At 61.2% G+C, this 26,509-nt stretch carries 17 protein-coding genes and 9 pseudogenes; 5 read left to right on the forward strand and 21 right to left on the reverse strand.

Annotation, left to right across the window (positions count from 1 at the left end; all coding sequences use genetic code 11):
• Nucleotides 1-321 precede the first annotated feature (321 nt).
• From BPNPMPFG_RS36320 to BPNPMPFG_RS36335, 4 genes and pseudogenes are all read right to left on the reverse strand, one after another.
• Nucleotides 322-827: pseudogene (locus BPNPMPFG_RS36320) on the reverse strand (ATP-binding protein); the annotation flags it as partial.
• Nucleotides 800-1,387: a hypothetical protein gene (locus BPNPMPFG_RS36325; RefSeq protein WP_183455356.1), complete on the reverse strand. Its 588-nt coding sequence runs from the start codon at nucleotides 1,385-1,387 to the stop codon at nucleotides 800-802. The pseudogene BPNPMPFG_RS36320 and the gene BPNPMPFG_RS36325, both read right to left, overlap by 28 nt.
• A gap of 41 nt (nucleotides 1,388-1,428) precedes the next feature.
• A pseudogene (locus BPNPMPFG_RS43335) lies at nucleotides 1,429-1,764 on the reverse strand (XopAG/AvrGf1 family type III secretion system effector); the annotation flags it as partial.
• A complete protein-coding gene (locus tag BPNPMPFG_RS36335; protein WP_258599147.1) occupies nucleotides 1,721-2,284 on the reverse strand; it encodes a hypothetical protein in 564 nt (187 codons plus the stop codon). The pseudogene BPNPMPFG_RS43335 and the gene BPNPMPFG_RS36335, both read right to left, overlap by 44 nt.
• Before the next feature lie 220 nt (nucleotides 2,285-2,504).
• On the opposite strand from BPNPMPFG_RS36335, the gene BPNPMPFG_RS43340 reads away from it, so the two are divergent.
• Both BPNPMPFG_RS43340 and istB read left to right on the forward strand, forming a co-directional pair.
• Nucleotides 2,505-2,873 (forward strand): transposase family protein, encoded by a 369-nt coding sequence (locus tag BPNPMPFG_RS43340; protein WP_413776954.1) that lies wholly within the window; start codon nucleotides 2,505-2,507, stop codon nucleotides 2,871-2,873.
• 1,594 nt (nucleotides 2,874-4,467) lie between these two features.
• Nucleotides 4,468-5,123 (forward strand): annotated as a pseudogene (istB, locus tag BPNPMPFG_RS36345) (IS21-like element helper ATPase IstB); the annotation flags it as partial.
• Nucleotides 5,124-6,170: 1,047 nt separating this feature from the next.
• Here the strand turns inward: istB and BPNPMPFG_RS36350 are convergent.
• From BPNPMPFG_RS36350 to BPNPMPFG_RS36370, 5 genes and pseudogenes are all read right to left on the reverse strand, one after another.
• Entirely contained in the window at nucleotides 6,171-7,214 is a 1,044-nt protein-coding gene (locus tag BPNPMPFG_RS36350) for an IS110 family RNA-guided transposase (RefSeq protein WP_258598664.1), read from the reverse strand.
• A 175-nt stretch (nucleotides 7,215-7,389) separates the two neighbouring features.
• Nucleotides 7,390-7,629, reverse strand: a pseudogene (locus BPNPMPFG_RS36355) (transposase); the annotation flags it as partial.
• Nucleotides 7,614-8,063 (reverse strand): annotated as a pseudogene (locus BPNPMPFG_RS36360) (ATP-binding protein); the annotation flags it as partial. The pseudogenes BPNPMPFG_RS36360 and BPNPMPFG_RS36355, both read right to left, overlap by 16 nt.
• Nucleotides 8,060-9,262: pseudogene (locus tag BPNPMPFG_RS36365) on the reverse strand (IS21 family transposase); the annotation flags it as partial. The pseudogenes BPNPMPFG_RS36365 and BPNPMPFG_RS36360, both read right to left, overlap by 4 nt.
• Nucleotides 9,263-9,338: 76 nt before the next feature.
• Complete coding sequence (locus BPNPMPFG_RS36370; protein ID WP_258598665.1) at nucleotides 9,339-10,082, reverse strand: hypothetical protein; 744 nt, start codon at nucleotides 10,080-10,082, stop codon at nucleotides 9,339-9,341.
• Nucleotides 10,083-10,647: 565 nt separating this feature from the next.
• Here BPNPMPFG_RS36370 and BPNPMPFG_RS36375 point away from each other — a divergent pair.
• A complete protein-coding gene (locus BPNPMPFG_RS36375; RefSeq protein WP_258598306.1) occupies nucleotides 10,648-11,676 on the forward strand; it encodes an IS110 family RNA-guided transposase in 1,029 nt (342 codons plus the stop codon).
• A 229-nt stretch (nucleotides 11,677-11,905) separates the two neighbouring features.
• Here the strand turns inward: BPNPMPFG_RS36375 and BPNPMPFG_RS36380 are convergent.
• The 10 genes and pseudogenes from BPNPMPFG_RS36380 to BPNPMPFG_RS36425 all read right to left on the reverse strand — a co-directional run.
• A pseudogene (locus BPNPMPFG_RS36380) lies at nucleotides 11,906-12,349 on the reverse strand (transposase); the annotation flags it as partial.
• A gap of 371 nt (nucleotides 12,350-12,720) precedes the next feature.
• Nucleotides 12,721-13,920, reverse strand: coding sequence for an IS91 family transposase (locus BPNPMPFG_RS36385; RefSeq protein WP_258598398.1), 1,200 nt, complete (start codon nucleotides 13,918-13,920; stop codon nucleotides 12,721-12,723).
• 9 nt (nucleotides 13,921-13,929) lie between these two features.
• Nucleotides 13,930-14,811, reverse strand: coding sequence for a tyrosine-type recombinase/integrase (locus BPNPMPFG_RS36390; RefSeq protein ID WP_258598397.1), 882 nt, complete (start codon nucleotides 14,809-14,811; stop codon nucleotides 13,930-13,932).
• 258 nt (nucleotides 14,812-15,069) lie between these two features.
• Nucleotides 15,070-16,059 (reverse strand): tyrosine-type recombinase/integrase, encoded by a 990-nt coding sequence (locus BPNPMPFG_RS36395; protein ID WP_192179997.1) that lies wholly within the window; start codon nucleotides 16,057-16,059, stop codon nucleotides 15,070-15,072.
• A complete protein-coding gene (locus tag BPNPMPFG_RS36400) occupies nucleotides 16,056-16,982 on the reverse strand; it encodes a tyrosine-type recombinase/integrase (protein WP_258598667.1) in 927 nt (308 codons plus the stop codon). Before BPNPMPFG_RS36400 ends, BPNPMPFG_RS36395 begins: the two co-directional genes overlap by 4 nt.
• Nucleotides 16,979-17,932 carry a site-specific integrase gene (locus tag BPNPMPFG_RS36405; RefSeq protein WP_258598668.1) on the reverse strand — a complete coding sequence of 318 codons (954 nt, stop codon included), beginning with the start codon at nucleotides 17,930-17,932 and terminating at the stop codon, nucleotides 16,979-16,981. The genes BPNPMPFG_RS36400 and BPNPMPFG_RS36405 overlap by 4 nt, the downstream gene beginning before the upstream one ends.
• A 403-nt stretch (nucleotides 17,933-18,335) precedes the next feature.
• Nucleotides 18,336-19,089, reverse strand: a pseudogene (locus BPNPMPFG_RS36410) (IS256 family transposase); the annotation flags it as partial.
• 132 nt (nucleotides 19,090-19,221) lie between these two features.
• Nucleotides 19,222-19,857, reverse strand: a complete 636-nt coding sequence (locus BPNPMPFG_RS43345; protein ID WP_413776935.1) for a TniQ family protein — start codon at nucleotides 19,855-19,857, stop codon at nucleotides 19,222-19,224.
• Nucleotides 19,854-20,668: pseudogene (locus BPNPMPFG_RS36415) on the reverse strand (TniB family NTP-binding protein). The gene BPNPMPFG_RS43345 and the pseudogene BPNPMPFG_RS36415 overlap by 4 nt, the downstream one beginning before the upstream one ends.
• A gap of 69 nt (nucleotides 20,669-20,737) precedes the next feature.
• On the reverse strand, nucleotides 20,738-22,345 hold the full coding sequence (locus BPNPMPFG_RS36425; RefSeq protein ID WP_258598670.1) for a TnsB C-terminal domain-containing protein: 1,608 nt from the start codon (nucleotides 22,343-22,345) through the stop codon (nucleotides 20,738-20,740).
• Nucleotides 22,346-22,771: 426 nt separating this feature from the next.
• On the opposite strand from BPNPMPFG_RS36425, the gene BPNPMPFG_RS36430 reads away from it, so the two are divergent.
• Together BPNPMPFG_RS36430 and BPNPMPFG_RS36435 are read left to right on the forward strand one after the other, a co-directional pair.
• Nucleotides 22,772-23,620 carry a hypothetical protein gene (locus BPNPMPFG_RS36430; protein ID WP_258598672.1) on the forward strand — a complete coding sequence of 283 codons (849 nt, stop codon included), beginning with the start codon at nucleotides 22,772-22,774 and terminating at the stop codon, nucleotides 23,618-23,620.
• Between the two features lie 57 nt (nucleotides 23,621-23,677).
• Entirely contained in the window at nucleotides 23,678-24,304 is a 627-nt protein-coding gene (locus tag BPNPMPFG_RS36435) for a hypothetical protein (RefSeq protein ID WP_258598673.1), read from the forward strand.
• A gap of 124 nt (nucleotides 24,305-24,428) precedes the next feature.
• Here the strand turns inward: BPNPMPFG_RS36435 and BPNPMPFG_RS36440 are convergent, their stop codons facing one another.
• Nucleotides 24,429-25,331: an antitoxin gene (locus BPNPMPFG_RS36440; RefSeq protein WP_258598674.1), complete on the reverse strand. Its 903-nt coding sequence runs from the start codon at nucleotides 25,329-25,331 to the stop codon at nucleotides 24,429-24,431.
• A complete protein-coding gene (locus tag BPNPMPFG_RS36445; RefSeq protein WP_258598675.1) occupies nucleotides 25,331-26,404 on the reverse strand; it encodes a type IV toxin-antitoxin system AbiEi family antitoxin in 1,074 nt (357 codons plus the stop codon). Before BPNPMPFG_RS36445 ends, BPNPMPFG_RS36440 begins: the two co-directional genes overlap by 1 nt.
• Between the last annotated feature and the right edge of the window lie 105 nt (nucleotides 26,405-26,509).

Here is a 26,509-nt window from a genome sequence, read left to right on the forward strand (position 1 = left end):
CCAAAGCATGAGCAACCATCGCAACTCGCCATTGAGTTACTAAAGGTGATTCGCGCATAATACACTAAAGGAAGCAAAGTCCGAACGGATATTAACTTTCCCGCCGCGCTACGATGTTCACGATCATCATCGCTAGCAGGCGACAAATCCGTCACTGACCGGCGGATATTGCGTGACCGTCCATCCGGAAGGCGGATGACAATAAAGGCAGGTCCGCGCCCAGACCGAAGTGATGCCACCTCAAACCGCTGTCCACAGAGCGCATGTCGACGGTCAACTACCGTGACATGAGACACCAACCGATCAACAACAGGGGTATCCTGCGTTGCTCGGTTCGCCGATGGCTTCGTGCCAGTGATCGACGGGCAACTGGCTGGTGACAATAGTCGAGCCGCGTTCACGGCGATCTTCGAGGATTTCCAGCAGGTCGCGTCGTTCCGTGGCGGTCAGGACCGATAGCCCCCAGTCGTCCAGGATCAGCACCTCCACGCGGGCGATGGCCTGAGCATGCGGGCATGCCGCCCGTCGCCCCTGGCGATGGCGAGCGCCTCGAACAGGCGCGGCATGCGATGGTAGGCGGCGGAGCGGCCATCGCGGCAGGCCTTGTGGCCGAGCGCGCAGGCGATCCAGCTTTTGCCGAGGCCGGTCGGACCGGTGATGAGCAGGTTCTCGTGGCGCTGGATCCAGCTGCCGTCGATCAGATGGGCCATAACGGCGCGGTCAATGCCGCGCGCGGTGCGCAAATCGAGATCCTCGACGCAGGCCGACTGCCGGAGGGCTGCGAACTTCAGCCGAGCGATCAGGCGCTTGGCGTCGCGGTCCGCGGCGGGTGATGGATAAGATAAACTTCTCTGGATTGGCCAAACACCACGTTGGAATTCGGTGTTAGCTTCACCTCGGCCGTGTAGTGCTCACCGTTAATCTCGAAGTGTGCCGGCTGCTCTTGGTTGCGCTGGCCCGGTAGGAACCCGAGTTTTCCCAATTCACGAATGATTTCACGCGGCATTAATTGGCCGCCATTGTCCCAGTGGTGGTGGTCCCATAACGGGCCAACGAGATATCCGATGTCATCTGAGCGGAGAACTGACGAGGACGCCTTGCCAGACGCCTGCGCCGATCCGCTAGAAGGCTTTCCGACGCAACATTCTCCAACCGCTTTCCTAACTGCTGACTTAACGCGCGACCACAGTGAACCGTCTCTGCTACGCAGGCCGGATCGCGGCGGCATCCGCATCGACCCGCCGATGTCAGGGTGCCCTCCATGGTCATCTGCGGGCGTCGCATCAGGCGGAATGAGTTGCAAGGTGCCTGGGTGCTGTTCTTGAACGGCAGCGTACTCCTGCATCGAAGCAGCCATGCTGAATTGGTCGATCGAATTGAGTTTCAAACCACTCTCCTTTGAACGTGGACTTTTCGTAGTCTCCGAAGCTAGTAGCGTCTGGTATCCGGCCTCCGGACATTCCTGCCACCATAAAACTTTTCCGCCGCCTTTTGACAGACATCCGAGTAGAACTTATCCGCATCCTCGATCGTGCACCCAGCCCCCGCGAAACAGCCACGCGCTATCTCATGGAGCGTATGCCGGATCGAGCTCGTGTCGTCGTAGACTGCGTTGAGCCACGCTATAATTACAATGACCTCTTCCCTTGATAGACATTGCTGTCCGCTCATTAAGCGCATGGTTGATGCAGGCTACGGCGCCTCGAATCCGTTGCCTTTATCATTCAATTTGAAGTGAGCGATGGGCAGGTTTGTCATGTCTTCGATTTCCCCGCGATTCCCCGGCTAGCGCGACGAGGTTCTCCTGCTGCGCCCAGGTGAGGTAATTGAAGTTGGGCGCGAGTGATTGGATCACGTCGCCATGCAGAAGCGGGGCAAGGCGATTCTCGACGCCAGGGCGGTCTTGCGTCAACCTGTTCCAGATAGCCTGAACCCGGCTAGCCCTTTTACGCCTTTCTCGAAGCGTCGCGATTCCCGTAATGGCCTCGCTCATCTGTGGATGTGTCTGCGACATGCTCAGAAGATCGGTCGGGCTGAGCCGCTCAGCAATCCGACCGAATAGCTCCTGCTGCAAATCAAGGACACTGGTGTGCCGCATGCGGCGAGAGGAGGAAACGCTTGACGCTTGAGGCTTAGAGCGTGTGTGCGCTACAACAGAACGGGATGATTGTCCGGGTCCTTCAACCCCAACAGCCGGTATGGTGGGAGAATCATCCGTGATATCACCTTCGATCGCGCTAAATATCGCCATGGGCGCCTTGCCACGCTCGTCAATGCCCCTCATAATTCACCTCCTTTCGACCGACAAACTGAGGTTCTTCCGCATATTTGGTGCAGGTTGCGGGATTCGGACGGTGCGAATAAGTTCATAGAGGCGGAATCGCAGTCGACGCCGTGATTTGCCCGTGCTCCATGCCTTCCGGTCGCTGATTTCACCCGAGCTTTCGATTGTCCAAATTCTGCCGCAGGCCGAGAGGGTGGTGCTTGTGGCCCGACCGAAGGCGATGGACTCGTGCTGTCCATGTTGCGGTCACCGAACCCGCCGCGTTCACAGTCACTACATGCGCCGGTTGAGCGATCTGCCATGGCAGGGTAGGATTGTCGAAATCCAGCTTCACGCACGACGGTTTCGATGCGCCGATCCACGACGCCAGCGGCGGATCTTCACCGAGCGGTTGCCGGAAACGGCACGGCCGAAAGCGAGACGCACGTCCCGCCTCGGCGAAAGCCAGCTGGCCATCGGCTTCGCGGTCGGCGGTGCGCCCGGCTCGCGCCTGTCGGACATGCGCTTGATCGTTCTTTCGATAAAGCGCGACAGCGTGTCACCTCCAGATCTTCGCTGCGGCACCAGGAAACGACCAACGCGTTCATGAATGCGCTGTCGTTGTCGAAGTCGACACCCCGCAGCGGAAAGGGAAACAGGGAGCGCGCCTGCTTGATTGCCATGATCACGTTGCCGCTGTCGCGCGTACGGACCGGAATGCATTCGGTCCAGCCCGTGGCAATGTCGGTCAGCACCATCGTCTGCACGAAGCTCCCCGACGAAGACGTGCCGGAATGCGCCACAAAATCGACCTCGACGAAGCCGGGCGGCGGATCGTTCCAATCGCCGAAGGTGCGCACTGGAACCGAGCGGCGAACCGCCGAACTCATTCCTGCCCGGCGGCTCTGGCCGCCGCGAGCGACTATGCGGACCTCAGTCAAAAGCCGATCTATCGTCGCCGAGCTTACCGTCAGCAGCTTGTCGTGGAGCACGTCATCGGGTGCTAGCCGGCCGAGTCGCTCAAGCGCAGGCAACAAGCCAGGGATCAGCGGTTTAAGACGTTTGGAACACAGCCGCTCCGAAGCCTCCCACAACACGATGAGCGCCTCGCGGACATCGCTGCCATACTGGCGGCTGTGGCTCTTGCTCGCAGACGGCCTCTGCTCACGACGGTTCAGAACACGGATCGCGTGCTTGCGATGATAGCTGGTCACCGCAACGAACTCATCCAGAATACGCCGCTTGTCGGCTCGACACGCTCCTCGATAACGCTCCACGATCGCCGCTGTCAGTTCCGATCGTGTCGCCATGGTGAGCCCGCCATCCACCCCCCGAACCGGGACAGCGATCCATGGCCATCCCAGTCTGGAGCATCCACACTATCGGTAACATTTTGAGCGCCTGCGGCTGATTGAGCTCGACAAGTCTTGCCTCCAAGGGGGCGCGTTGCTCTGCGGCGAGCGATTTCAGGCGGCCGCGGATCCGCTCAATCTCATCGTCTCTTTCAAAATCGCATTTCGACACAGCAAGCCTGAACCCCTGTCTGTCAATCAAACGCCAGATGTGTCAGCTCGGCCTCCAACAGGCCGATATGCTCTGGTACCATGACCATCTAACTGCCGTTCTCTAACACGTCGATAAGGCCAATCAGGGCAGAAAGATCGACGCCCTGGATATCAATCGTCCTTGGGGGAGCTTCGTCCTCGATCTGGTACAGTTCAGGCCGGTCTGCTTTATAACACCCAATTCGCGGGGCGCGAAATTAGCCTCTGACATAGCAATGATCTGATCCGTCCATAATCTGTCGACATACCGCCATATCCCATATGCATTGGACAGATCGATTGGCATCACTGCTTGTGTAACACCGAGCCATCTGCTGACATCTCGCCGCAATCCAGATCACCAGATCAGTCATGGCGAAGTTTGGCACACCGCTCAACTTGCGCATCGGGAGGTTAGCGTGAGGATCAAAGACCGGGAGTGCAAATGGATCCGTGAGAAGCTCGCTATATCGCCGCTGTCGGGGGAATTGAGAAACTGACCCCCTCGGTTATGACAGGAGCATGGATGACCATTGGATTTCGGCGATTCCTGCATTGTCGAGGACGATGCAGGAAGAGGAGGTGCTTTAGCCTGAAGAGGTAGCAGCGATGCTGCGGCTGCATGAACTCGGCTGAAGTACTGGTGGGAGGCGGCTGGTGATGACGGCGGTCGATCATGAGATGTTGGTGGCTCAGCTCGACCGGCTGAAGCTGACCGCGATCCGGGACCAGCTCGACACGCTGCTGGAGCGGCGCGTTCGCAGATGACCTTGCGCGAGGCTTTGACCTTCCTGGTGTCGCGCGAGATCGCGCGGCGCGACGAGCGGCGCATCTCCATGGCAGGCAAGATCGCGCAGTTCCCGTTTGTGCGCGAACTGGACGGCTTCGACTTCGACGCGCAGCCGTCGCTGGATCAGCGCCAGATCCGGGAGCTGGCGACCTGCCGCTGGATTGCCCATGACGATACGGTCCTGTTCCTTGGACCTGGGGGTATGGGCAAAACACATCTGGCGGTGGCTCTCGGGAGCGAGGCGATCCGGCAGAACTATAGCGTCCAGTTCGTCACGGCGGCCACGCTCGTGGCGATGCTGGCCAAGGCCCATGGCGACGGTTCACTCGAAAAGCAATTGACGACCCTGTCGCGGCCGAAACTGCTGATCATCGACGAGCTCGGCTATCTCCCGTTCGAAGCCAATGCCGCACATATGTTCTTCCAGCTGGTGTCGCGGCGCTATGAGCGGGGATCGATCCTGATCACCTCCAACCGCTCGGTGGGCGAATGGGGCTTGGTGGCATCCGCCATCCTTGATCGCCTGCACTGCATCGTGACCAAGTGGACCCCGGAAAAGGCGCAGATCTGGATTCCCCAATTCAAAGAGCGGCCTCTCGGTCGAGCAGCGTGTAGCGCGGACGAGCTCGGCGCCATCTGCCGCTGGCCGGCAATACGCGAGGATTGCTTTTTCGTCCCCAATGCCCAGCCCTTCACCCGGCAGGCCGCGAGCTATTTGCTGGCTCGGGCCGAAACGCGCGCCCGGCGTGGTTCATCACCACATGTTTTGCCAGCACGGGCATGACCTGCGCCTTGCCCAGGATTGGCGCCGAGATTCCTACCCCACCGCCCAATACACCCACATCGCGCACGAGCTTCGACGACCTTTGGAAGCTTGATGGCGCTGTTCTACAACCCTGCCTGCTGCCGGCGCGATCGATTTGAGTTGCGACAGGGATCACCGAAGAAACAGGAAATAGCGTCATGATCCCACAGAATGGTGACTTCAGTCCGGCGACTTGGGCTTTCCTGCAGACCCTGACACGGCTCCATCCATTGCCCGCGGATCCGGATAGCACGATCGCACTGGTCAGCCTTCCAGACAGTCTTGCAGCGGCAGATGAGGACGTGGCCAGCGGGACATATCCGCAAACCGACGCGCATCCGCGGCAAGACCTCTCGTTGGACGCTATGGACGAGGATCTGCCATGGGAGTGGGCACGGCAGCTTCTGGAGCACTCGCCGCAGCACCTTGTCGGGCCAAGCGACAGCACTCCTGCGTTTCCCGCCGTCGACCTGAGAGCGAGTGAGTATAGCGCGACATATGTGGAACGGCCCGCGTTGCAAGGGCTTTTTTAGCCGATTTCATCACGCGGGAACGGTGCAGTCATATGTCCGGCCTTTCAGCGCGGCCCATGACCGCTGGCCTCGATGAAGTCCGCGAAGCGGGTGGCTGATCAATCTGACGTGCTCGAAGCACATTGTCGCGCAAGCCTCTCCCGCGTCGGGATTTCGTCCCGTGGAATCATCGTCTGCTCAATGCACCTCGCCTCTTCCTGGCTCTTCTCCGGTAGCTCGTGTCGGTACTCTGCCCTCAGGCGTTTGCCGCACGAACCGCCATCCCACCAGATTTCCGATAGGTCCCGCCCTTCGTTAGCAGGGCCCAGATGATCCTCGCGATCTTGTTGGCAAGTGCGATGGCAACGACCTTGAAGGGCCGACGCGCTAGCAACGCGGTCAACCAGGGCAGTGCCCTGTCTTTGTTTCTGGCATGGCGCAGGACAGAGGTAGCGCCATTTACAAGGAGAGATCGAAGCTCCGTGTTGCCCATCTTCGAGATGCCGCCCAACAGCTCCTTGCCGCCGCTCGAATGCGACCTCGGCGTGAGCCCAAGCCAAGCGGCAAGGTGACGGCCCGACCTGAACCCGTCCGGATCGGGAACCAGCGCCTTGACGGTCGCCGCTGTGATCGCGCCGACGCCCGGGATCGTGGTCAGACGGCGCATGTCTTCGTCATGCTTTGCCTCGGTGACGATCTCGCGCTCAAGTCGTTCGACCTGTTCGCTCAGAGTGTCTAATTGGTCGACAAGGGCCGTCAGGGCGAAGCGCGCCGCCGCAGGCAGGCGAGCATCTGTCGGGTCACGCACGATCGCGGCTAATGCCGCCACCTTCGCCGGGCCGGCAGCCGCAATGATGCCCAATTCGGACATATGAGCGCGCAAGGCGTTGATCACTTGTGTTCTTTGGCGCAGCAGCAGAGCTCGCGTCCTCAGCACCATCGCCGCCGCCTGTTGCTCGGCCGACTTGATCGGCACAAAGCGCATGGTCTTGCGGGTTACCGCCTCGCTGATCGCCTCGGCGTCGGCAGCATCGGTCTTGCCGCGCTTGACAAAGGGCTTGACGTAGGCCGGCGGGATCAACCGGACGTCATGGCCGAGTGCTGCGATCTCACGCGCCCAGTAATGTGCCCCGCCGCAGGCCTCGAGGCCGACGAGACAGGTTGGCTGCTTCTCGAAGAAGCGCAGCACTTCGGCCCGGCGCAACCGCCTGTTGAACAGCGGCGCGCCTTCGGCGTCTGCGCCGTGAACTTGGAAAACCTGCTTGGCCAAATCTAGCCCGATGGTGTTAATCTGCGTCACGGAACGGTCCCTCCTTGGTGGCGTTGAAACAACGGCCACGTTAGCACTTGATGCTGTCGGAGCGGGCCGTTCCACCTCATCAATCTGGAAGAGAGGTCGTATTGCCTCACCCTGGAATGCTCCCGAACGATCTTTCCGTTGCCTCACCATAATGTTCCCCTGGGCTAGGATTCGATCAATGCGCGATCGGCTCGATTGCCGGCTCCACGTGCATTGGGCCGAACACCATCGCGTGTGCCTTTTCCTTCCGCCAGATCTTCAAGCGGCGCTGCAGCGTGCGCAGAAGTGGATCAGGATATTGCCCCGGCTGCTCCGCCTGCAGACGCACCAGTAATTCGCGGCTCGTCCGCCAGGGCTCTTCGTCGAACCACGCGCGCAACTGGCCTGTGACCTTCACGAGCGGATCCGGTCGGCGAGATCAGTGGTGCGGGTGAACATGACCCGCCATCCGGTCTCGATAAGGGCAAGTCCGATGGCCGAGGCGAGATGGCTCTTTCCGCCGCCTGGAGGGCCAAACAGAAGCAGGTTAGCTCCCTTCTCGAGCCAGCTGTCGCCGGCGGTAATGGCCATTACCTGGGCCTTGGAGATCATCGGAACGGCTTCGAACTCGAATGTGTCGAGGGTCTTGCCCGGCAGCAGGCGCGCCTCGGCGAGATGGCGTTCGATACGTCGCCGGTCGCGTTCAGCCAGTTCATGTTCAATGATCGCAGCCAGGAAGCGAGCGGCCGGCCAGCCTTCCTTGTCGGCCTGTTCGGCAAATTGCGGCCACATAACCTTGATGGCCGGCAGGCGCAGTTCGTTGAGGAGCAAGCTCAGCCTGGCGGAATCGACAGCGGGGTTCGTCTTCATGCCACATCTCCTGTCAGGTTGGCGCCAAGCAGGGCTTCATAGGCGTTGAGCGGAGCAAGACGCACGACGACACTCGGCAGCCGGGCGGGATCCGGCGCGAACCGTTCGCGCAAAGCAGCCATGTCGGGCCATCGCCGTGCCTCTAGCGAGGCGGTAAGTAGATCGGCCAGTTCGCTCTCGCAGCCGCGCTCGTGCGCCATGGCGAGAAGCTCGACCATGGTGCGGCAGGCCTGCCGCTCAGGCAGTCGCTTTATGAGCATGTCGAAGGTTCGCCGGTAGGCCTCGCGGGGGAAGAGCTGGTCACGATAGACGAGGTTGAGCAGCGCCATCGGCTTGCGGCGCAGCGAATGGATGACATGCCGATAATTGACGACCTGGTCGTGCTTGCCGGTTGAAGAGGCGCGCCCGCGCGGCAGCGTCATGAGATGCGTGCCGCCGATGAAGATATCCAGCCGATCATCGAAGAGCCGCACTCTGAGGCGGTGGCCGATCAGGCGTGAGGGCACGTTGTAGAACACCTTGCGCAGCGTGAATCCGCCCGATGACGTGATGCGCACGGTGATCTCCTCGTAGTCGGAAGTGCGCCGGGCGGGCAGTTCCTGGAGTTCGGCCCGCTCGATGTCGATGCGCTTGGAGTTGCGAGCATTCACGCGGCTGACGATCTCGTCGACAAAGCGACGGTAGGCTGCCAGGTCGTCGAAATCGCTCGATCCCCGCATCAGCAGCGCGTCATTGATCGCCCGCTTGAGATGGCCGTGCGGGCCTTCGACGGAGCCGTTCTCATGCGCAATGCCGCGATTGTTGCGGGAAGGGATCATGCCGTAGTGGCCGCACAGTTCGTCGTAGCGGCGCGTCAGGTCCTCCCGGGCGTCCTTGTCAAGGTTGCGGAATGCCGCCGAGAGGCTGTCGCTGCGATGCTCGAGGGGAGCCCCGCCAAGCGACCACAGCGCGTTCTGCAGGCCTTCCGCCAGAGCGACGAAACTCTCGCCGCCGAGCACGACATGCCCATGCTCGAAGCCGGAATAGGCGAGCCGGAAATGGTAGAGCCGGTGATCGAGTGGCTGGCCCGCGATCGTGACGCCGGCGGCGGCCATGTCGGTGAAATCCGACAATCCCATGCGCCCGGGTACGTGAACCTGCCGGAAGATGACCTCCTGTTCTTCGCCATGGACGGCGCGCCAGGCGGATAGCGGTGGTTCTTGTAGGTCGGTGCACTCACGGTCATGGGCGCGCTGCTACCTCAATTTCCTTACCCCTCAATCAATGTGACACCACCTAGAGGCGAGCAACGCCGTCCGGGAGAGAATCAACCTCGGGCTCGAAGAGGTGGGGCATGATGTCGGTCAGCCGCGGCAACTCGGAAATGCGATGCCGCTGCAAGTAGCTGACCGCCCTTTCGCGCGCCGGGCCGGAAGCCCATGTAGCGGTTCCAGAGTTGGCGAAATGCGTTTCCTCGACAATGTTTTTGATCCAAAGCCACGGCGCAATGCGCTCGGTTCGATGGTTCGAAATGCGCCACATCGGCAGATAGTCGCGCGAGAACAGGACTTCCGATCCATCGCTCAGCTTCCAGATCCCGTAGGGCAACCAGATCCGTGAGGGCACGAAGTCCGGGAGTGGGGAGCGTGGTGTGGCCACCTCGAAGTCGGCCCGCTCACCAAATCCCGTGTCGAAAAGCAGGTATGTCGGACGGCCGGGATAGCGAAGGTAGGCCGGGGTCTTGGAACCATAGGCCTTGTCCCTCACGATGGTCCCGGGCTTGCCACGACCAGGCGGGCCGAAAACACTCTGCCTCCAGAGGGAGGTACGAAGGACCATGTGCTCGTCGATCGACCATGGGGCTGCTCGCAGCAACCGCGCTCTCGATACCGCATGTTGCACCTCGGCTTCCGGGAGGGCCAGGGTGTCGGCCAGCTCGAGAATGATGCGCAAGACATCTTCGAGACTGATGCGTTCCGTTGCCGCGGAACTGTTCGGCTGGATATAGATCGAGAGCTCATGCCAGTTGTCGCACTGCACTTAAATGTAAGATTGCGCCGACCTCTCGCGACCACTGTACCTAATGATGAGATTCAATGCCCCTGAGTCTCAATTCACCTGCAGCGGCTGAGAGTTTCTCGAAGCCGACATGCCGGCGCCGATTGCAACGAATCGCGTGTAATGGGGGCCAAGCGTTTGGCGGTTGAGTTCGGAGACTAACGTGGGCCCTGCCTCATAGACGATTGAGATACCAGCGAGCAGCGCCATGCGAAGTCCGATAGGCAAGATGGGTCTTGCAATCGTAGGTCTTGGGAGACCCTGTTCGGCTACAAGCTCATCGAAACCTTGAACGACGGCGCCAAGGATGGTGGAGTGGCGTATCGATGCGATCGTGTCCCAGGGAGTGGTGTAGCTGACGGCTTGGTCGCCGCGCTCTCCGGCATGGGGCCGGGATGATCAGCGTGCCACGGCTGGCAGGCTGATGAGAGGATCATCGCTCATTTGGCTGATGGTTTCCAGATGGGGTGGATGCCAGCCTTCTCCGACGGCATCGCAATGTGCCAAGTTTGTGGTGCTTAACGCCACAAAATGGAAGGAGGCATCCATGGAAAAGGTTACCATCATTGGGGTCGATCTGGCAAAGAACGTGTTTCAGCTGCATGGCGCGGCGGCTGACGGATCAGTCGTGTTCCGCAAAAAACTGTCGCGCCTGCAGTTTTGCAAGTTCATGGCGGGTCAGCCAACATGTGTAGTGGCGATGGAGGCGTGCGCCGGTTCCCATTATTGGGCTCGCGAGATGGTCCGGCTTGGCCATCAGCCGAAGCTGATTGCACCTCGGTATGTCAAGGCGTTCGTCAAGCGGCAGAAGAACGACGCAGCGGATGCGGAGGCGATCGTCGAGGCAGCGCAACGGCCAACGATGCGCTTCGTCGAACCGAAAACCGAGGAGCAGCAGTCTCGGTCCATAATGTTTCGCACCCGAGAACAGCTGGTCAATCAGCGCACTGAGTTGGTCAACGCATTGCGTGCGCACCTTTATGAGTTCGGCCACATCGCGCCGCAGGGAATTCGTTATCTGAACCGACTTGAATGTTTCGTTGAGGACGAGAAAGCCAATTTGCCTGATCTGGCCCGCGAAATCTGCCGCGATCTGCTGGACCGGATCTACCAGCTAACTGGCCGGATCGACGCACTGAAGAAGAAGATCGATGCTCTGTCGAGGGAAGCTGAGGCATCTCGGCGCTTGCAAACCATGCCCGGCGTTGGCCCCATCGCCGCACTGGCGATCGAAACTTTCGCGCCCCCGATGGAGACGTTCAAATGCGGCCGTGACTTCGCCGCCTGGCTTGGGCTCGTCCCGTTGCAGAAATCGACCGGCGGCAAGCAACGACTAGGAAAAACCTCGAAGATGGGCCAATGCGATATTCGACGCCTGCTCATCATTGGAGCCATGGCTGTGGTCCGATGGGCATCGCGGAAGGGCGCGCCCGAGGGCTCCTGGCTCGCGCGCATGATGCCGAAGAAGCCGCGCATGCTCGTGGCCATTGCGCTGGCCAACAAGATGGCGCGTGGCATCTGGGCCATGCTGACAAAGGAAGAGGATTACCGGAATCCGGCAACGGTGCCTGCATGAGCATTCAGCAGCACACCTGAACCGGTCCGTCGGGGATGTGAGGAAGGCCTGAACCGCATGGGCAAATGATCGATCCGATCGGGATCAGGAAACCAGAATGACGCACCGAGCCTCGCGCTCGCTTTCTAGATTTGGACCTGATCCGCGTATCACCATACCGGCCCGCGGCACGTCATGGCCGCAAATCAAGGCCTGACACAAGACCGCACTCGATCACGCGTTCAAAGGTTCAAAATCTTCCTTGCAAAACGGCTGGCATCCACACAAGCGTCATGTAGCGCGCCCGCTGCACGGCCCATTCGTCGTTCTGTTCGAGCAGGAGCGCGCCGACGAGGCGGACGATGGCGTCATCGTTGGGGAAGATGCCGACGACCTCGGTCCTGCGCTTGATCTCGCCGTTGAGGCGCTCGATCGGGTTGGTGCTATGCAGCTTGGCGCGGTGCTCCCTGGGGAAGGTCATGTAGGCCAGCACGTCGGGCTCGGCGTCGTCCATGATTGTCGCCAGCTTGGGCACCTTCGGCCGGATCTGGTCGGCGACGGCGCGCCATTGGGTGCTGGCGGCTTCTGGCGTCTCCTGGGCGAAGGCGGTGGCGATGAAAGCGGAGACGACGCGGCGCCCGCTCTTGCCGGCATGGGCCAGCACGTTCCTCATGAAGTGGACGTTATGCCGACGTCGGCATAATGCAGAGCGTTTTTAGCTTGGCGTCGCGACTGAATGGCGGGTGGCAGGAGCGCACTGCGGTGGATCGCGACGGTTAGCTAAAAACGTGTTGGACTAAGCCGCCGGCACGGGTGGTCCGCTATGGGCGTTCAATGAAGCGCCACCGATGAAAGGAGACCGTGTGTGCCACGCGGCCGGGCGATTGAAGGTGTGGCGTGCGCTGAAAGCGGCACGGATATCGGTTCCGGCATGTGAGATCGGCGCCGCGCCCTGCCTGGGAGAGGTTGCCGGTGATGACAGCGCACACTTTTGCGGGACCGGCTCAGTTTGGCTTCCAAGCGGGCCGGTGCGATGCTGATGACAAGGAAGGCGACGCCCTTGCTTCATGACGTGTCCTGATATGGCGGGCGTCCGGTGACGCCGTCGAATGTTTCGATGATGATCATCTGCCCGCGATGGCACGCCGGGCATTGCCTGAGGGAATGCCCGGTGAGGTCCTCGTAGCGGTCGCGATAGTCCTTTGCGGATCGGCTGTCCGCCGGCTCGGGAACCGGCATGCCGAGCCGGTCACGACAGCGGGCGAGCTTTTGCGCGCGATAGCGATTGCCGAGGAAGCCGTAGTAGCGGATGCGATGAAAGCCCTCGGGCAGGACGTGTAGCAGGAAGCGACGAATGAACTCATCGGCCGCGACGGTCATGACCTTCTGCCGACTGCCGTGCCGATAGTCCTTCCAGCGAAAAGCGACTTTCCCATCCTCGATGGCGACGAGCCGATTGTTGGAAATGGCGACGCGGTGGGTATAGCGGCCGACGTAGTCGAGGACCTGTTCGGATCCGGCGAATGGCGGCTTGGCATAGATGACCCACTCGGCCTTTCGTAGCGGCGCCAGATAGCGCCGGAAGGCATCGCGCTCGCTCAACGCCTGCAAGTCAGAGAAGAACTTCAACAGGCCGGCGTCGAAGGCTTTCTCCAGGTGCTCCAGAAACAATCGTCGAAACAGGCGTGAGAGCACGCGGACCGGCAGGAAAAAGCCGGGCTTGCAGGCGACCCATCGATCGCCGTCGGCAGAAAGGCCGCCGCCTGGGACGACGCAATGCAGATGCGGATGATGGAGCAGGTTTTGGCCCCAGGTGTGCAACACGGCGAAGAAGCCGATCTCTGCGCCCAGGTGCTTGGGATCGGCGGCGATGATGCGCAGGGTCTCGGCGGTGGCGCGGAAGAGCAGGCCGTAGACGAGTGCCTTGTTCTGATAGGCAATGGCGGCAATGGGCTCCGGCAGCGTGAAGACGACGTGAAAGTACTGGGTGTCGAGAAGCTCGGCGCGACGATCCTCCAGCCATTGTGCGCGGGCCAGCGATTGGCAGCGGGGGCAATGCCTGTCGCGGCAGCTGTTGAAGGCGATGCGCCGGTGGCCGCATTGATCGCATGCTTCGACGTGCCCGCCGAGCGCGGCGGTCCGGCACAGTTCGATCGCCGTCATGACGCGGCGCTGGGCCGTCGACAGCGACGCATCATGCTGTGCGCGATAGGCTTCGGCGTAGCAGCGGAAGATATCCGCCACTTCCGGCCCCGAGCGAGCCATTGCCGCCGCTCAGAAGTATTGCGGCTTGGCGGGCGGCGGCACGGTGGGCGCCGGACGCGGCAAGAGCTCGAAGGGGCTCGATGTGGCGCAGACTTTGTTGGTGGCGATCCGCAGGTAATGGGCGGTGGTCGCGAGGCTGCGGTGACCGAGCAGCAGTTGAATGGTGCGCACGTCGGCGCCGGCCTCCAATAGATGAACGGCGAAGGCGTGGCGCAAACTGTGTGGCGTGACCGGCTTGGACAATCCGGCGCGTTGATGCGCCTTCTTGCAGGCATCTCCTACGGCGTCCCGTGTGATTGGCTGGCCGGGGCGATCGCCGGGGAAGAGCCACTCCTTTGGCCGCCGCATCTTCCAATAGTCACGCAGAATCTCCAGCAGCTTGGGCGACAGCATCACGTAGCGGTCCTTCTGGCCTTTGCCCTGCTCGATGCGGATGACCATTCTCTGGCTGTCGATGTTCGTGGGCTTCAGCTGTATCGCTTCCGAGATGCGCAAGCCGGCGGCATAGCACGTGGTCAGAATGGCATGGTGTTTGACGTCGAGGACGCAGCCGAGGAACCGCTGAACTTCCTCTGGACTGAGGATGATCGGCAGCTTCTGCGGCTTCTTGGGTAGCGGCAGGACCTCTTCAGGCGCCCAGTCCCGATCGAGCGTCACAGTGTAGAGAAAGCGCAGCGCCGCAATGGCGGTGTGGATCGAGCCGGGCGCCAGCTTCTTCTCGTTGACCAGATAGACCTGATAGGTCCGAATGTCCTCGCGCCCGAGCAAGTCCGGCGACTTACAGAAGTAGCGAGCGAACAGCGACACCTGTTGCAGATACGACAGCTGGGTGTTGAGCGCGAAGTTGCGCACCTGCATGTCCTCGCTCATGCGCTGGCGAAGTTGGGTCATGACAAACTCCTCCTTTGTCCGATGGAATGGGCTGCAAGCAGCCACTCCATGCTGACGCAGTCGGAGCTTGTTGTGGACACATGACCAGCGCGACAGACGACGCGATCAGCACCACGCCGGCGGCAAACACCCTCCTTGCCGCTCCGCAATCGCGGAGCGGGTTAGTCCGACGTCCATTATGCCGATGTCCGGATTATGCCGACCTTGGGGTGGATGTCGGCTTCGGAGGCGGTGATCGCTGCGATGGGGTCGGCATAATCAGAGCGCCTCGAGGAAAGCGAGAAGCTTGTCGGGCGGTCTGTAGCGTCCTGGCGCCGTGTTGGCCGGCGTGGTTTTCGCCAGGGTGCGTTCTTTAAGCTCCAGATCGGCGTGCAAGTAGATGTGGGTGGTCTCGATCTGTTCGTGGCCAAGCCACAGCGCGATCACCGAGGTGTCGACGCCGGCACGCAGCAGTCGCATTGCCGCGGTATGACGCAAGGTGTGCAGTGTGACCCTTTTCCGCTGCAGCGACGGACAGTTTCTGGCAGCGATTTCGACATACCTCGCGAGCCGGTGCTCGAGAGCGTCGCGGCTGATCATCCTGCCGGTCTGTGTAGGGAAGAGGGGATCGGCCGGCTGCCCGGCACGTTCGGCCAGCCAGACGCGCAGCACGGCGGCCATGTTGGAGGTAAGGGGTGTGATCCGCTGCTTTCGCCCCTTTCCGATACAGCTGACATGAGCGCCGGAACCGAGATGGATATCGGCGCAGTGAAGGCCGATCAGTTCGGACGCCCGCAGGCCGGTTTGGGCGGCGAGCCGAAGCAAGGCGTGGTCGCGCCGCCCGGTCCAGGTCGACCGCGCGGGGGCGGACAGCAATACATCGAGTTCCTCCTCCGTCAGGAACGTCACAAGCCGTCGCTCAAAACGCTTAGGCGGAATCGCGAGCACCCGTTCGATTGTCGCGGCGTACTCGGGGTAACGAAGGGCGGCGAACCGGAACAACGACCGGATTGCGGCAAGCCGCGCATTCCGGGTCCGCGCGCTGTTGCCTCGATGACGCTCGAGGTGATCGAGGAAGTCGCCGACACACGCGGCATCGAGGTCGTTGAACTCCAGCCTGGAAGGCTCTGTGTCATGCCGCGCGGCGGCGAAGACCAGCATCAGCCGCAGGGTGTCCCGATAGGCGGCGAGCGTATGCGGGCTGGCTTGCCGCTGCCGGATCAGGCGGTCGGTGAAGAACGCCTGCAAGGTCGCGCTGAGGGCGGTCATGCGCCGCCTCCGATCCGTCGTTCCAGACGATCACCGGCCAGTTGCAGCAATTCCGGAGCCGCCGAGAGATACCAGTACGTCTTGCCCGGATCGACGTGACCGAGATAGGTCGACAGCAGGGCAAGCCGGCGCCCCGAGTCGCCGCCGTCGCGATAAGCATCAAGAAGCGTGCGAACGGCAAACGCGTGCCGCAGGTCGTGGAGCCGTGGTCGGCAACCTGCCGAGCGCGGGGCGATGCCGACGCGACAGACGAGCTTCTGGAACGTGTTTTGAACGTTCACATAGAGCAGCCTCGTGCCGGCCGGTGAGACGAACAGGGCCGGCGTGTTCGGCGGCCGGCGGGGTCGATCGCGCCGGCGCAGATAATTGCCGAGGGCCGCAACAGTGCTCGGATGTAACGCCAACTCGCGGGATTTTCCGGACTTTCCGCGCCGAATGGTGAGGCCGCCGCCGACCGCATCGAAGTCGTCGCGGTCCAGGCCGATCGCTTCTCCAACCCGCATTCCGGTCACGGCCAGCAAGCCGATCAGGGTCCGGTAGGTTGCTTCCCGATGCGGCGTGCGCAAGGCCGCGGTTGCCGTCATCAAGGCGATGACGTCCTCCTGCGAATAGAGGTAGGGCGTCGCTCGGCAAGATCGCCCCGGCAGCAGATCACACGGCGGCACCTCGGTTGCCGGCTCGATCCCGCGCAGATGGGTCGCAAAGCGGCGAACGACGGAAAGTCGCGCCGACATCCAGCTTCGATCCGCGCCTGCCGGCAGCATCGCCCAAGCGAGGGCCGTCTTGGTGGTCAGGTGGTCTTCGCCTTGCGCCTCGAGATAGGTGAGGAACTGGGCAAGAAGCTTCTCGGACCGAACAAGCGTGTAGCCGAGGGCGCGACGCATGGCCAGGTAATCGGCCAGGGCCTGGCGAAGGGCGCTCATGCCACCTCTCCCGGCCAAGGGCGGGCGATCGTTCGCAGGGCTTCGCGATCAACCTTGGCATAGATCGCCGTTGTCAGGGCGCGGCGATGACGCAGGACCTGCCCGACCTCCGGTAGCGACGCGCCGGCGCGCAACATCGCCGACGCCGCCGTATGGCGCAGGCGGTGGGCGTGGATCCGGCCGAGCCCGGTGCGGCAACCGGCGGCGGCCACGATTTGCGACACGCCAGCGCTTGTGAGGGCATCGTGGGGCGCCCTGACTCGCACAAATACTGTCCGGCCCTGGGCGGTCCGGGGACGGCCGTGGCGCAGATAGGCCGCCACCGCTTCGCCGACATCGGCCGGCAAGGGAAGGTGTTCGATGCAGCTTCCTTTGCCCCGTACGAGAATCTCACCGGTCCGCCAATCCAGGTCGTCAAGCTTGAGCTTGGCGACTTCCCCCGCCCGCAAGCCGAGACGAACCAACATGGTCAGGACCGCGAAGTCGCGGCAGCCGTTCGACGTATCGCGGCCGCAGGACGTCAGCAGGCGCTGAACCTGGTCGCAATCCAGTCCCTTTGGCAACCCAGCCAATCGCCGACCGGCGACCGAGGGCACGCAAGCGGCAAGAGATCGCGCGATGAGACCCTCGACATGAAGGAACGTGAGCAGCGACCGCAGCGCCGTTACAGTCAGGCTTGCCGCGCCGCGGCTCAGCTGAGGGCAACGTGCCACGACAAAGGTGACGACGTCGGTCGCGGCCAAACCCGCAAGGTCCAGGGCACGCCCGTCGGACGACAATCGATGACGCAGAAAGGGGCGCACCATCCGGGCATAGACATCGGCGGTCGCTTTCCCCAAACCGCGCTCAATCGCCAGATAGCGTTGGTATCGTTCCAGCAGCTGATCTGCCGGATCGTCGGGTGCACGGGGCGACGGCAGCACCACGCCGCGAGACTGCAAATAGGCCAACAGGGGCTGCAATGCTTTGATCGAGCGGAGTTGCGGGCCAGCGGCACGACGGGTACGGACGAACCGATCGACCTCGCTCGCACCCAGTCCCTCCACGTCCATGCCTTCCAATGCGAGCCAGCGGCTCAATCGCGCCACCAGCCGCATCTGCTCGCGAGCGGAAAGCAGCGTATAGCCTTGTCGGGCGAGTTCGCCGGCAAACCCAGCCGCAAACGGGGCAAGCGGGCCCTGGACGCGAACGCGAAACGGATCGATTGACATGAAAGCATCCCCTTCTTTGGAAACAAGAAGAGGAGTTTGCACGATCCGTCAGACCGCCGGTGATTATGCCGACCCCATCGCAGCGATCACCGCCTCCGAAGCCGACATCCACCCCCAAGGTCGGCATAATCCGGACATCGGCATAATGGACCCGGCAGCGTTGCCATGTCGCGCACAGCACCTTGGTGACGGCCGCCTTAAGGCCCTCGTGCGCGTCGGAGACGACGAGCTTGACGCCGCGCAGGCCGCGGCGTGTCAGCTTGCGCAGGAACTCCGTCCAGATCGGCTCGGCCTCAGACGTGCCGACCTCCATGCCCAGCACCTCGCGCCGGCCGTCCGCGTTGACGCCGACAGCGATGATGACGGCGACCGAGACGATGCGTCCGCCGCGGCGCACCTTCAGGTAGGTGGCGTCGATCCACAGGTATGGCCAGTCGCCCTCGATGGGTCTTTCAAGGAACGCTTTGACCTTGCCGTCGATCTCTTCGCACAGCCGGCTGACCTGGCTTTTGGAGATGCCGCTCATCCCCATGGCCTTGACCAGGTCGTCGACCGAGCGGGTCGAGATACCCTGAACATAGGCTTCCTGGATGACGGCGGTCAGCGCCTTCTCGGCCATGCGGCGCGGTTCGAGGAAACCGGGGAAGTAGGAGCCCTTCCTCAGCTTCGGGATGCGCAGCTCGACGGTGCCGGCGCGCGTCTCCCAGTCGCGCTCGCGATAGCCGTTGCGCTGGGCCGTGCGCAACGGGTTCTTCTCGCCATAGCCGGCGCCGGTGGCGCCCCCCACCTCCAGCTCCATCAGCCGTTCGGCGGCAAAGCCGATCATCTCACGCAAGATATCGGCGTCGGGTGGTCTTCTCCACGAGCGTGCGCAGGTTCATCATGTGGTCGGTCATCGGTGGTTCCTTCGAATCAGGTTGGTGTTAGCAACCAGACCCTACCGGGGAACATCGATGACCGCCGCAAAGCCGCTCGCTCGCTACGGCGCTGTTGAGGGCGCGCTCGCGAGCGGCTTAGCTACCGCCGAGCTACACCACGTCTGGGGACGCGACCATCGATGCCTGATGACGGGAGCGCTTTGGGCATCGTCTGATGAGCAGCAACCGGGCGATATCGATTGGCGATACCCCACCGACAGATGCTCCCCGCAGCGACTGATCGATGAGCTCCTCCCCATGGACGGCATTTACCCAAAGATCCTCGAACGGCGATGACGTGCTTGGGAGGGCAGATGCCCCCTCCCTCGTTCCTTGCTGCCGTTGCCTGCAAACGGGACAGGTTATCCGCCAACCCTCGATCCAGCTTCGCTGTACCGCAGTTGCGGCTCCTCGCAAGCTGTTTTGCTCGGAGCAGGCGACGCAGCATTGAATGACGCGTGGCGCGACGAGCCGCGCTGCCGATTGTGGGAACCCAGACGTGGTCATTGCCAAGATTGTCGAAGATTGGGATCGAAACAGCCTCGCAATGTGAACGGCGGCGGTTGGCCCCAGGTTTGTATCGGTTTGCCGCAAAGATGTTGCCTCAGGAATGGCATGGCGAAGCATCGTGAGCGGTGGGACGCCATAGAAATCGGCATGGCGCGTGATCCACGACGACAGGAGCTCATCTGGGACGGGTTTGAGAATGACTGAAAGCGGCCGTGTGCCGTTGAGCTCTCGGATCATGCGTATGCTGTTTCGGTAACTGGCGGCCGCCAACTTTCCACAGCTTCATCGGTGATATGCTCTAAGCCGCTCTCGATCGACTCGGCGGACAGGCTCGTGATCGCCTGGAAAATATTTGCCGTGATGCCGCCGCTGATCTGCAGAATTCGGCGTAGAGATTTCGGCGTCAGCACCGTCGGTCGGCGAAGCGGCATATTCCGCAAAATGGACGAAACTAGTGCTTCGAACTGTTCGTTGGCCGCCCACCTATTCAAGGTCAGCTCGCCGAATCGGCGGGCAAGCTGTACGTCGCCACTTATCGCTTCGCGCGCTTCGATAACGCCGAAGCAAACGAGGGAGATCTGAAGCCGATTGCTGAGAAATCGCAGCGTGTTCAGCACGACCCGCTGTTCGCGGTACGAGCCGGCGAGAATGTTATGTACTTCATCGATCACAAGAACGTGGACGCCGACCGTTTTCAGAAGCCGCAATGCCGCTTGCTCCATCTGCACAATGTCGGCGCGGGGTGCCTGTGGCGCGCCAAGTGCAGCCAGGATCCCGGCATATAAACGGCGCTCACCTGGCTTCCCGGTCATCTCGATTGCCAGGACCGGTATAGCCTGTACGCCGGTCGTCGGATCAAAACGGGAGGGGTTGTTGTCGCAGAATTTTTCCAGATCATCGTCTTGCCCATACCACTGTCGCCGTAGATGGCCACCGAGGGCATGCGCGTGCCGCGAGGATGGTCGACCAGCAGGTTGAGACGATCGAGCGCCTGCTTGGCACGCGGATAAAAAATCCAGCGGCGAGCCTGAATTGCGCTAACTCGCACGATATCAGGCTCGCCTAGGAGGTCTTTGGCCGCCTGCGTCAGATGGACGGTATCGGTGCTCAAAGGGGCTCAATCCAGATCTTCAACGGAGGGAACAGGTTTGCTTGAATCGACGCCCCGAAGCGAGCCCACTTCATCGTCATCCACATTCGTTTTCGCAAGCCGCAGACGCCCTTGTGTCTTGTGTTTCGCCTCCTCGATCAGTTCGCGCTGCGAAAGCGCGGTACGAACAAGGACGTGCATGTCAATTTCGCGTTTGCCCTGAGCGTTGAGCTTGCGCCGCGCAGCCTGCGCCTCCCACAGCGTAATGGGCGCGAGTGTCACATCGGCATAGCGAGCCTCAACAAAGCTGCCGGAGTGACGCCTAACAAAAACGCGCGACAAATCGCGGGGGTCGTATTTCACAATCAGGCGGGCCTTGGCCCGTCCGATATCGGCGGCCAAGGCGGGAGACCAGTAGCGGATGTTGAAAAGATGGATGCCGGTCGGGCGCAACGTTCTCTCTGCCTCCGGCAGGAAGGAGATCCAGAATTGCATACGATCGTTCGGCAGGCGCAACACCAACTCGCTCTCGTGCTGCCGCCAGACCGCAATCGGTGGCCGACGGAGTGCGCCATGGATAGCATGATGGTATTGCCCAACGATCTCGAGTGCGATGTAGCGCTCAAGCTCTCGAAGCGTCAGTGTCGCATGGCGTTTGGCATCGTACTCGCGCCGTTCCTCGATGTTGCTTGAGGTCGATCCTGGCAGCAGATGAACCGCGCCCATCTGCGTGCCGATCAACCGTTCGATGTGGCCGCCGAAATGGGGCGTCCCCGGCGGACGCCAATCGATCTGTATGCCGTTGTCCCGGCAGGCACGTTCGAATGCATGACTACGAAAATCCGCGCCGTTGTCGACATGTATCGTTCCCGGCAAACCGGCCACGGGCCACGCTTCATGGATACCCCTCTCCTGCAACCACGGGGTCTTGTCGAATACTGAGTGCAGGATGCATAGGCTTGTCGATAATCGCGACGGCGCCTCCATGGTCAGATAGAAGCCCGTCACCATCCGAGAAAAGACGTCCAACGCTAGTGTCAGCCAGGGCCGTCCGAGCGGCAGACGCGTTTCTTCGTCGACTACGAAAACGTCAACTTTGGTATGATCGATTTGCACAAGTTCAAGCGGCCGCGACGCCGAAAGGGCACCTGGCGTGGTCGTTGTAGCTTTGACGATCTCGCTCTCGCCGCGCTTACGCCCCCTCACCCGTAGATCGACCTCTTCAACCCGGGATTTGATGGTGCGCCAGTTTGGTGGAGTAAGGCCGGCCGCTGCGCAGGCGATTTGGACCTGGCGAACCAACTGCGCAAATGACGGGCGTGTCGGCTTGAGATAGAAGCCTTCAATCGTTCGACGCACGAGGCCTTCTCGATCTTTATCGAGGGCGCGATGTCCCTGGCGCCGACCGCGCTTTCGGTCCATCAGTGAACTTACAGTGCCACCCGCTCGAAACAGCCTGATCATTCTGTAGAGAGTGGCCCGGCTGAGGTCTAGCTCCCACGCCAGATCCGCTACAGCCTGCCCGCTCAGGCCTTTTGGATAGCGCTCCACGAGCTTGCGGATTGCCTCTTCGCGCCGGCACGCCTCGTTCCAACGCGCTCGCTCTCCGTAATCATCATTGGTGTCGTCGCCCATGCCGCCTGCGAACAATTCAAGCTAACGTTAGACCGTCTAAATCTCACATTAACTGCAGCGAGCCAAGCGCGAATCTCAAATTAAATGCAAATTCTCAATTTAAATACAAGGCTAAGGGCTTGATATCATTAGGCGAGAAGTCTCACCTTTAAATGCAGCGCGACAGCCGTCTCTTCTGACGTAGCGGTCCTCCGTATTGATCAAGCCTTCAAACAGATTCAAGCACGCCTCACGCATCTCTGCCCGCTCGATCTCGGAGATGACATTCCGGAGCTCCGTTTTGGGCCCAATGCCATTCGAACCTTTACCGCAAAGGAACTGGACGATCTTCTCGACCCTGACGGGTTGTCGCGGAAGAGCGCCGGATGGCGGTTCGACAGCCAACGCTTCAGCCGGTTTTCATGGCTCGTGGTCGAGGAGACAGTGATGTTTCCTACGAATTCTGGGGGTCGCGCTCTACCCGGCCTGTTCTTCAATGCCCGCGAGGACCTCGGGCGGATCGAGCCGCACAAGCGACATTTCCCGGCTCCCGTCGAGGACGCGCTCTTCGCGTTGCTTACCGCGCCTTGGGAGGATGTCACCGGCTACTCCGGTCTGGATTGGCGGCCTTTTCGCGTGCCGTGGGTCCATACGCTTTCGGACGATCTTTTCACGCGCCGGCCGACGCCCCCCGATGCCGACACGTTATCCTGGGAGCCGGACTTCTATCAGAACGACGAAGGCGAGACGGTAGAGGTCGAGCGCCCCACACGGCTCCCCTTAACCGACGCGGCGGTCTCCCAGACGGAATATCTGGACGATACAGCCTGGTCGGAGGTGATGGCAGCTCGACGGTCCGCGGTGTTTGCTCGCCCCATCGAACACTTCATTGTTCGCGCTTTCGCGAGCGATGGCATCGACGAATTTCTCGCACATATCACGGCGATTGAAGCCGCACTAGGAATGCCAGGCGATCATGACCCCAAATCGCGACCCAAAATCACCGGACAACGGCGCCAGGGTGCGACGGCACGCGTCGCGTGGCGTTTGTCGGCCCTTCTGAATGATCCGTCGGCCGGGGAGCGATATCTCGAACTCTTTAAGGAACGAAGTGACTTTCTCCACGGACAGGCGATGAAGGATATATCAAGCCAAGTGCGACTAGACGCTCGGCGGCTTGCTCGCCGATGTGTGTGTGCCCTGGTGGGCGCTGCAACCTCTTCGCCGCCGCCGGAGAGCCAGGACGTATTCTTGGACGAGCTGCTGCAACGTGGGTCTGCTCAGCCTAAGGTATGATCAGGGCCGCTCGGGGTCACGGTTCGACAACTCGCGTATTTTGACTGGAGCATGAATATGGTCGGCGATATCGATTTGGTGAATATCGGCGCGGCATCCGAAAGGTTCTTCCGGCTCTACTATACCCACTGCATCTCACCCGATCGTGACACTCTGTTTTCGCTGCTCGAGGCAGGACACAGTCTGAATGACCGATTGAAGGTTAGCGCCGACCTCGATTTCTTCGACGTCCCGGAATTCACGGCGCTCAAATGCCTTCGGAATTACTTCCATCACGAGCAGGAATTGCGGCACCTCGTGAGGCTCATTCCGATCGGTGGCTATCCCATCATGACAGATTTGATGACGCTGTGCCTCGTCACGCGCGATTTGGTCGAGGCGGCGATTGAAGAGACAACCGCCCGATACCGGGAAGATACACGGCAAGCCTGCCATGGCGTCTTCCACTGGTATGGCCCGGTCGTGAATATCAATCCGGCACTCTTCAACTTCGTCGTCGCGGCTTACGAGCGCCTGAAAAATCAAGGGGTCCCATTAGCCGGAGAGGCGGTCGAGGAATTTGAAGTCAGCTATCACCGTGAAGAAGAGAACAACCTTCCACATATTGTCGATGGGAGGCTCGCGACATCGGCCGGAAGCATCAACGACGTCCTGACCGATATTATGGACACCACGTCGTTCTAGTCTAGCGCGCCAGATGGCGGATCGTGCTGCAGGCCTATGGATGGAACACGACCAAGGATAAGTCGCAGATTCCTTATATTGCAAGATATTGCAAGGTGCGGTCTATCGACCGAGCATCTCAACGTTAAGCGCCTAGGTCGGCGAGCAGTTTTGAGATCACGTCATTGACCTCACGCTGTCGCAACGCGCGCTGCTCACGCGTTTCGGCGTCCGCATTGTCACCCTCAAGCTCAAACTGCGCCACCGCCACGGGTCCTTCGCGCAAATATCCTTCATCGGGGTTTGGGTCGCAGAAGCGCTTCGACAATATCGCGAGCGCCGAACGAATGACCTCACCATGCTTGCCTGCCAAAGCCTTCTTGAACTTGGCGACAGCGCCGTCTGGCCCCCCGTCACCATGTTCGAGACAGTAGACGAGATCGTGGGCATCTTTGCCTTCTCTCCGGTGATCGAAGGCAAAGGCCTTAAGGGACGTGAAGGAGACGATATTGGCGTAAGGGATCGTTTCGGTGGCTCGGCCTTTTTCGCCAAGAAGGTCGGCCGTCACCTCCATGCGATCGTGGAGCTCGAAAACGAGTGACGCATGAGGAATGTTGATCGCGGAGATGTTGCCATCGGTGGGAAGCTCCTGCAGCGCGCCGCCTTTCAATTTCGGGTCGTCGGCCAGGAATTCCAGAATGACGGTAACGCCATGCTCGGTCTTGGCCCGCCAGCGCCAATTGACCGTGACGCCCTTGTCGTTCTCGGCACGCTCGAAACCCATCTTCTTGAGGTTCTCTTCCAACGTCCGATAGGCTTCCGTGTCGGCCAGCACGGCCAAGTCAACGACGACGTCGATATCGCCCGTGCCCGCATGCGACGGCACGTCAGGGGGACGTGCCGTCACGAGGTAGCGCGGCGTCAGCCCTCCGATCAGGAACACTGACTCCCGCCAGGGCCCCAGACCGCTGAAGAGCGTCACCAGGACCCGCTCACAATCGCGTGTGACATCCGGACTATATTCGGCAAGGAACTGCGGCTTGGGCATCACGCCTCCAGCCTCTCAGCACGAAGATGCTGGGCCAATTCCTTCGCCCGCCCTCCGGTCTGGACGAGATCGAGATAGGTTTGAAGAGGATCGGAGACCCAGAGGTCGTTGACCCGCTGGTGGAACCGCAATTCGCCGTCGGACTTGGCTTCCACGACACCGAGGTTCCACCCCTCGCGCACAGGCCGGGCCTCTAGGGTCTCGAGGACGGTATTTATCGGTCCGCCCCCGCTCATTCGACATGTGACCTGCGACACGCTGGACAGATAGGGCGTGTGAATCTGGCCAGCCGCGACCCCGCTAATCTCATACAGCACGCCATGCGCGGCACAGACCCGGTCGAGCTCGGGCTGAAGCTCGCCCGTGGTCGTTCCGCGCACGTAGTAGTGCCGCATTGGCTTGGGCTTGACCGCCGACTGATGTCCTGACCATGCGTCGAGAAGCGCGTGCCGGTTGGTCAACCGTCGTTCCTTCGATGGACCGGCGCCTCGGCTCTCGACCCACTCCCGACGCTCAAGCGCAATCAGAGTCTCGGATGCCGTGGCAGGCGAAACCGACGCCCGCTCGGCGATTTCATGGACGCCGAACCAGTCCTGCCCGACTATCCAAACGGCGTGGAGTGCTTGGGCCCGCTTACCGGCGAAGAGGTTGTTGAGAGAGCGCGCTTGCCGTTTGGATCCGGGTTTGTCGATGCGCACATAGAAACCTTGCGTCGCAAGAAACAGGCTGCCGCTGGCATCGAAGTAGCCAATGCGCTCCTCACGTAGGAGCTTTCGGGCGCCTGGCGAGATGGTTTCGGCTATCAGGACTGGGACGGTTTCGCGAAGATCGGGCTGGAGCTGGTGGGCCAGGTAGTTCCGCAACTGCCACGCTGCCTCGCGCGCATCACGGGGGAACAACGAGCGCTTGGCTTCCAGCACGAATCGAATGGGCCTATCCTGGATATGCGTGTGCACAACGAAGTCTGCCCGAGGATCACCAGACGCTTCCGGCATAGGCAAAGCGCTACCCGTCGCCTCGGCCACGGCGGCGGCAAAATTCTCAAGTAGCGCTTGTTCCGTTTGGTCTTCCATGCTCATTTGCTGCGCAGTGAATAACTGATATCTACCGTATATTCGACAGGATGTCCATATTCACTGCGCAGCATATGATGCGGTGCATCCTCTCCATCCCGACAG

This window comes from Mesorhizobium sp. AR07 (genome assembly GCF_024746815.1).
In the GTDB taxonomy this organism is placed as follows: Bacteria; Pseudomonadota; Alphaproteobacteria; order Rhizobiales; family Rhizobiaceae; genus Mesorhizobium.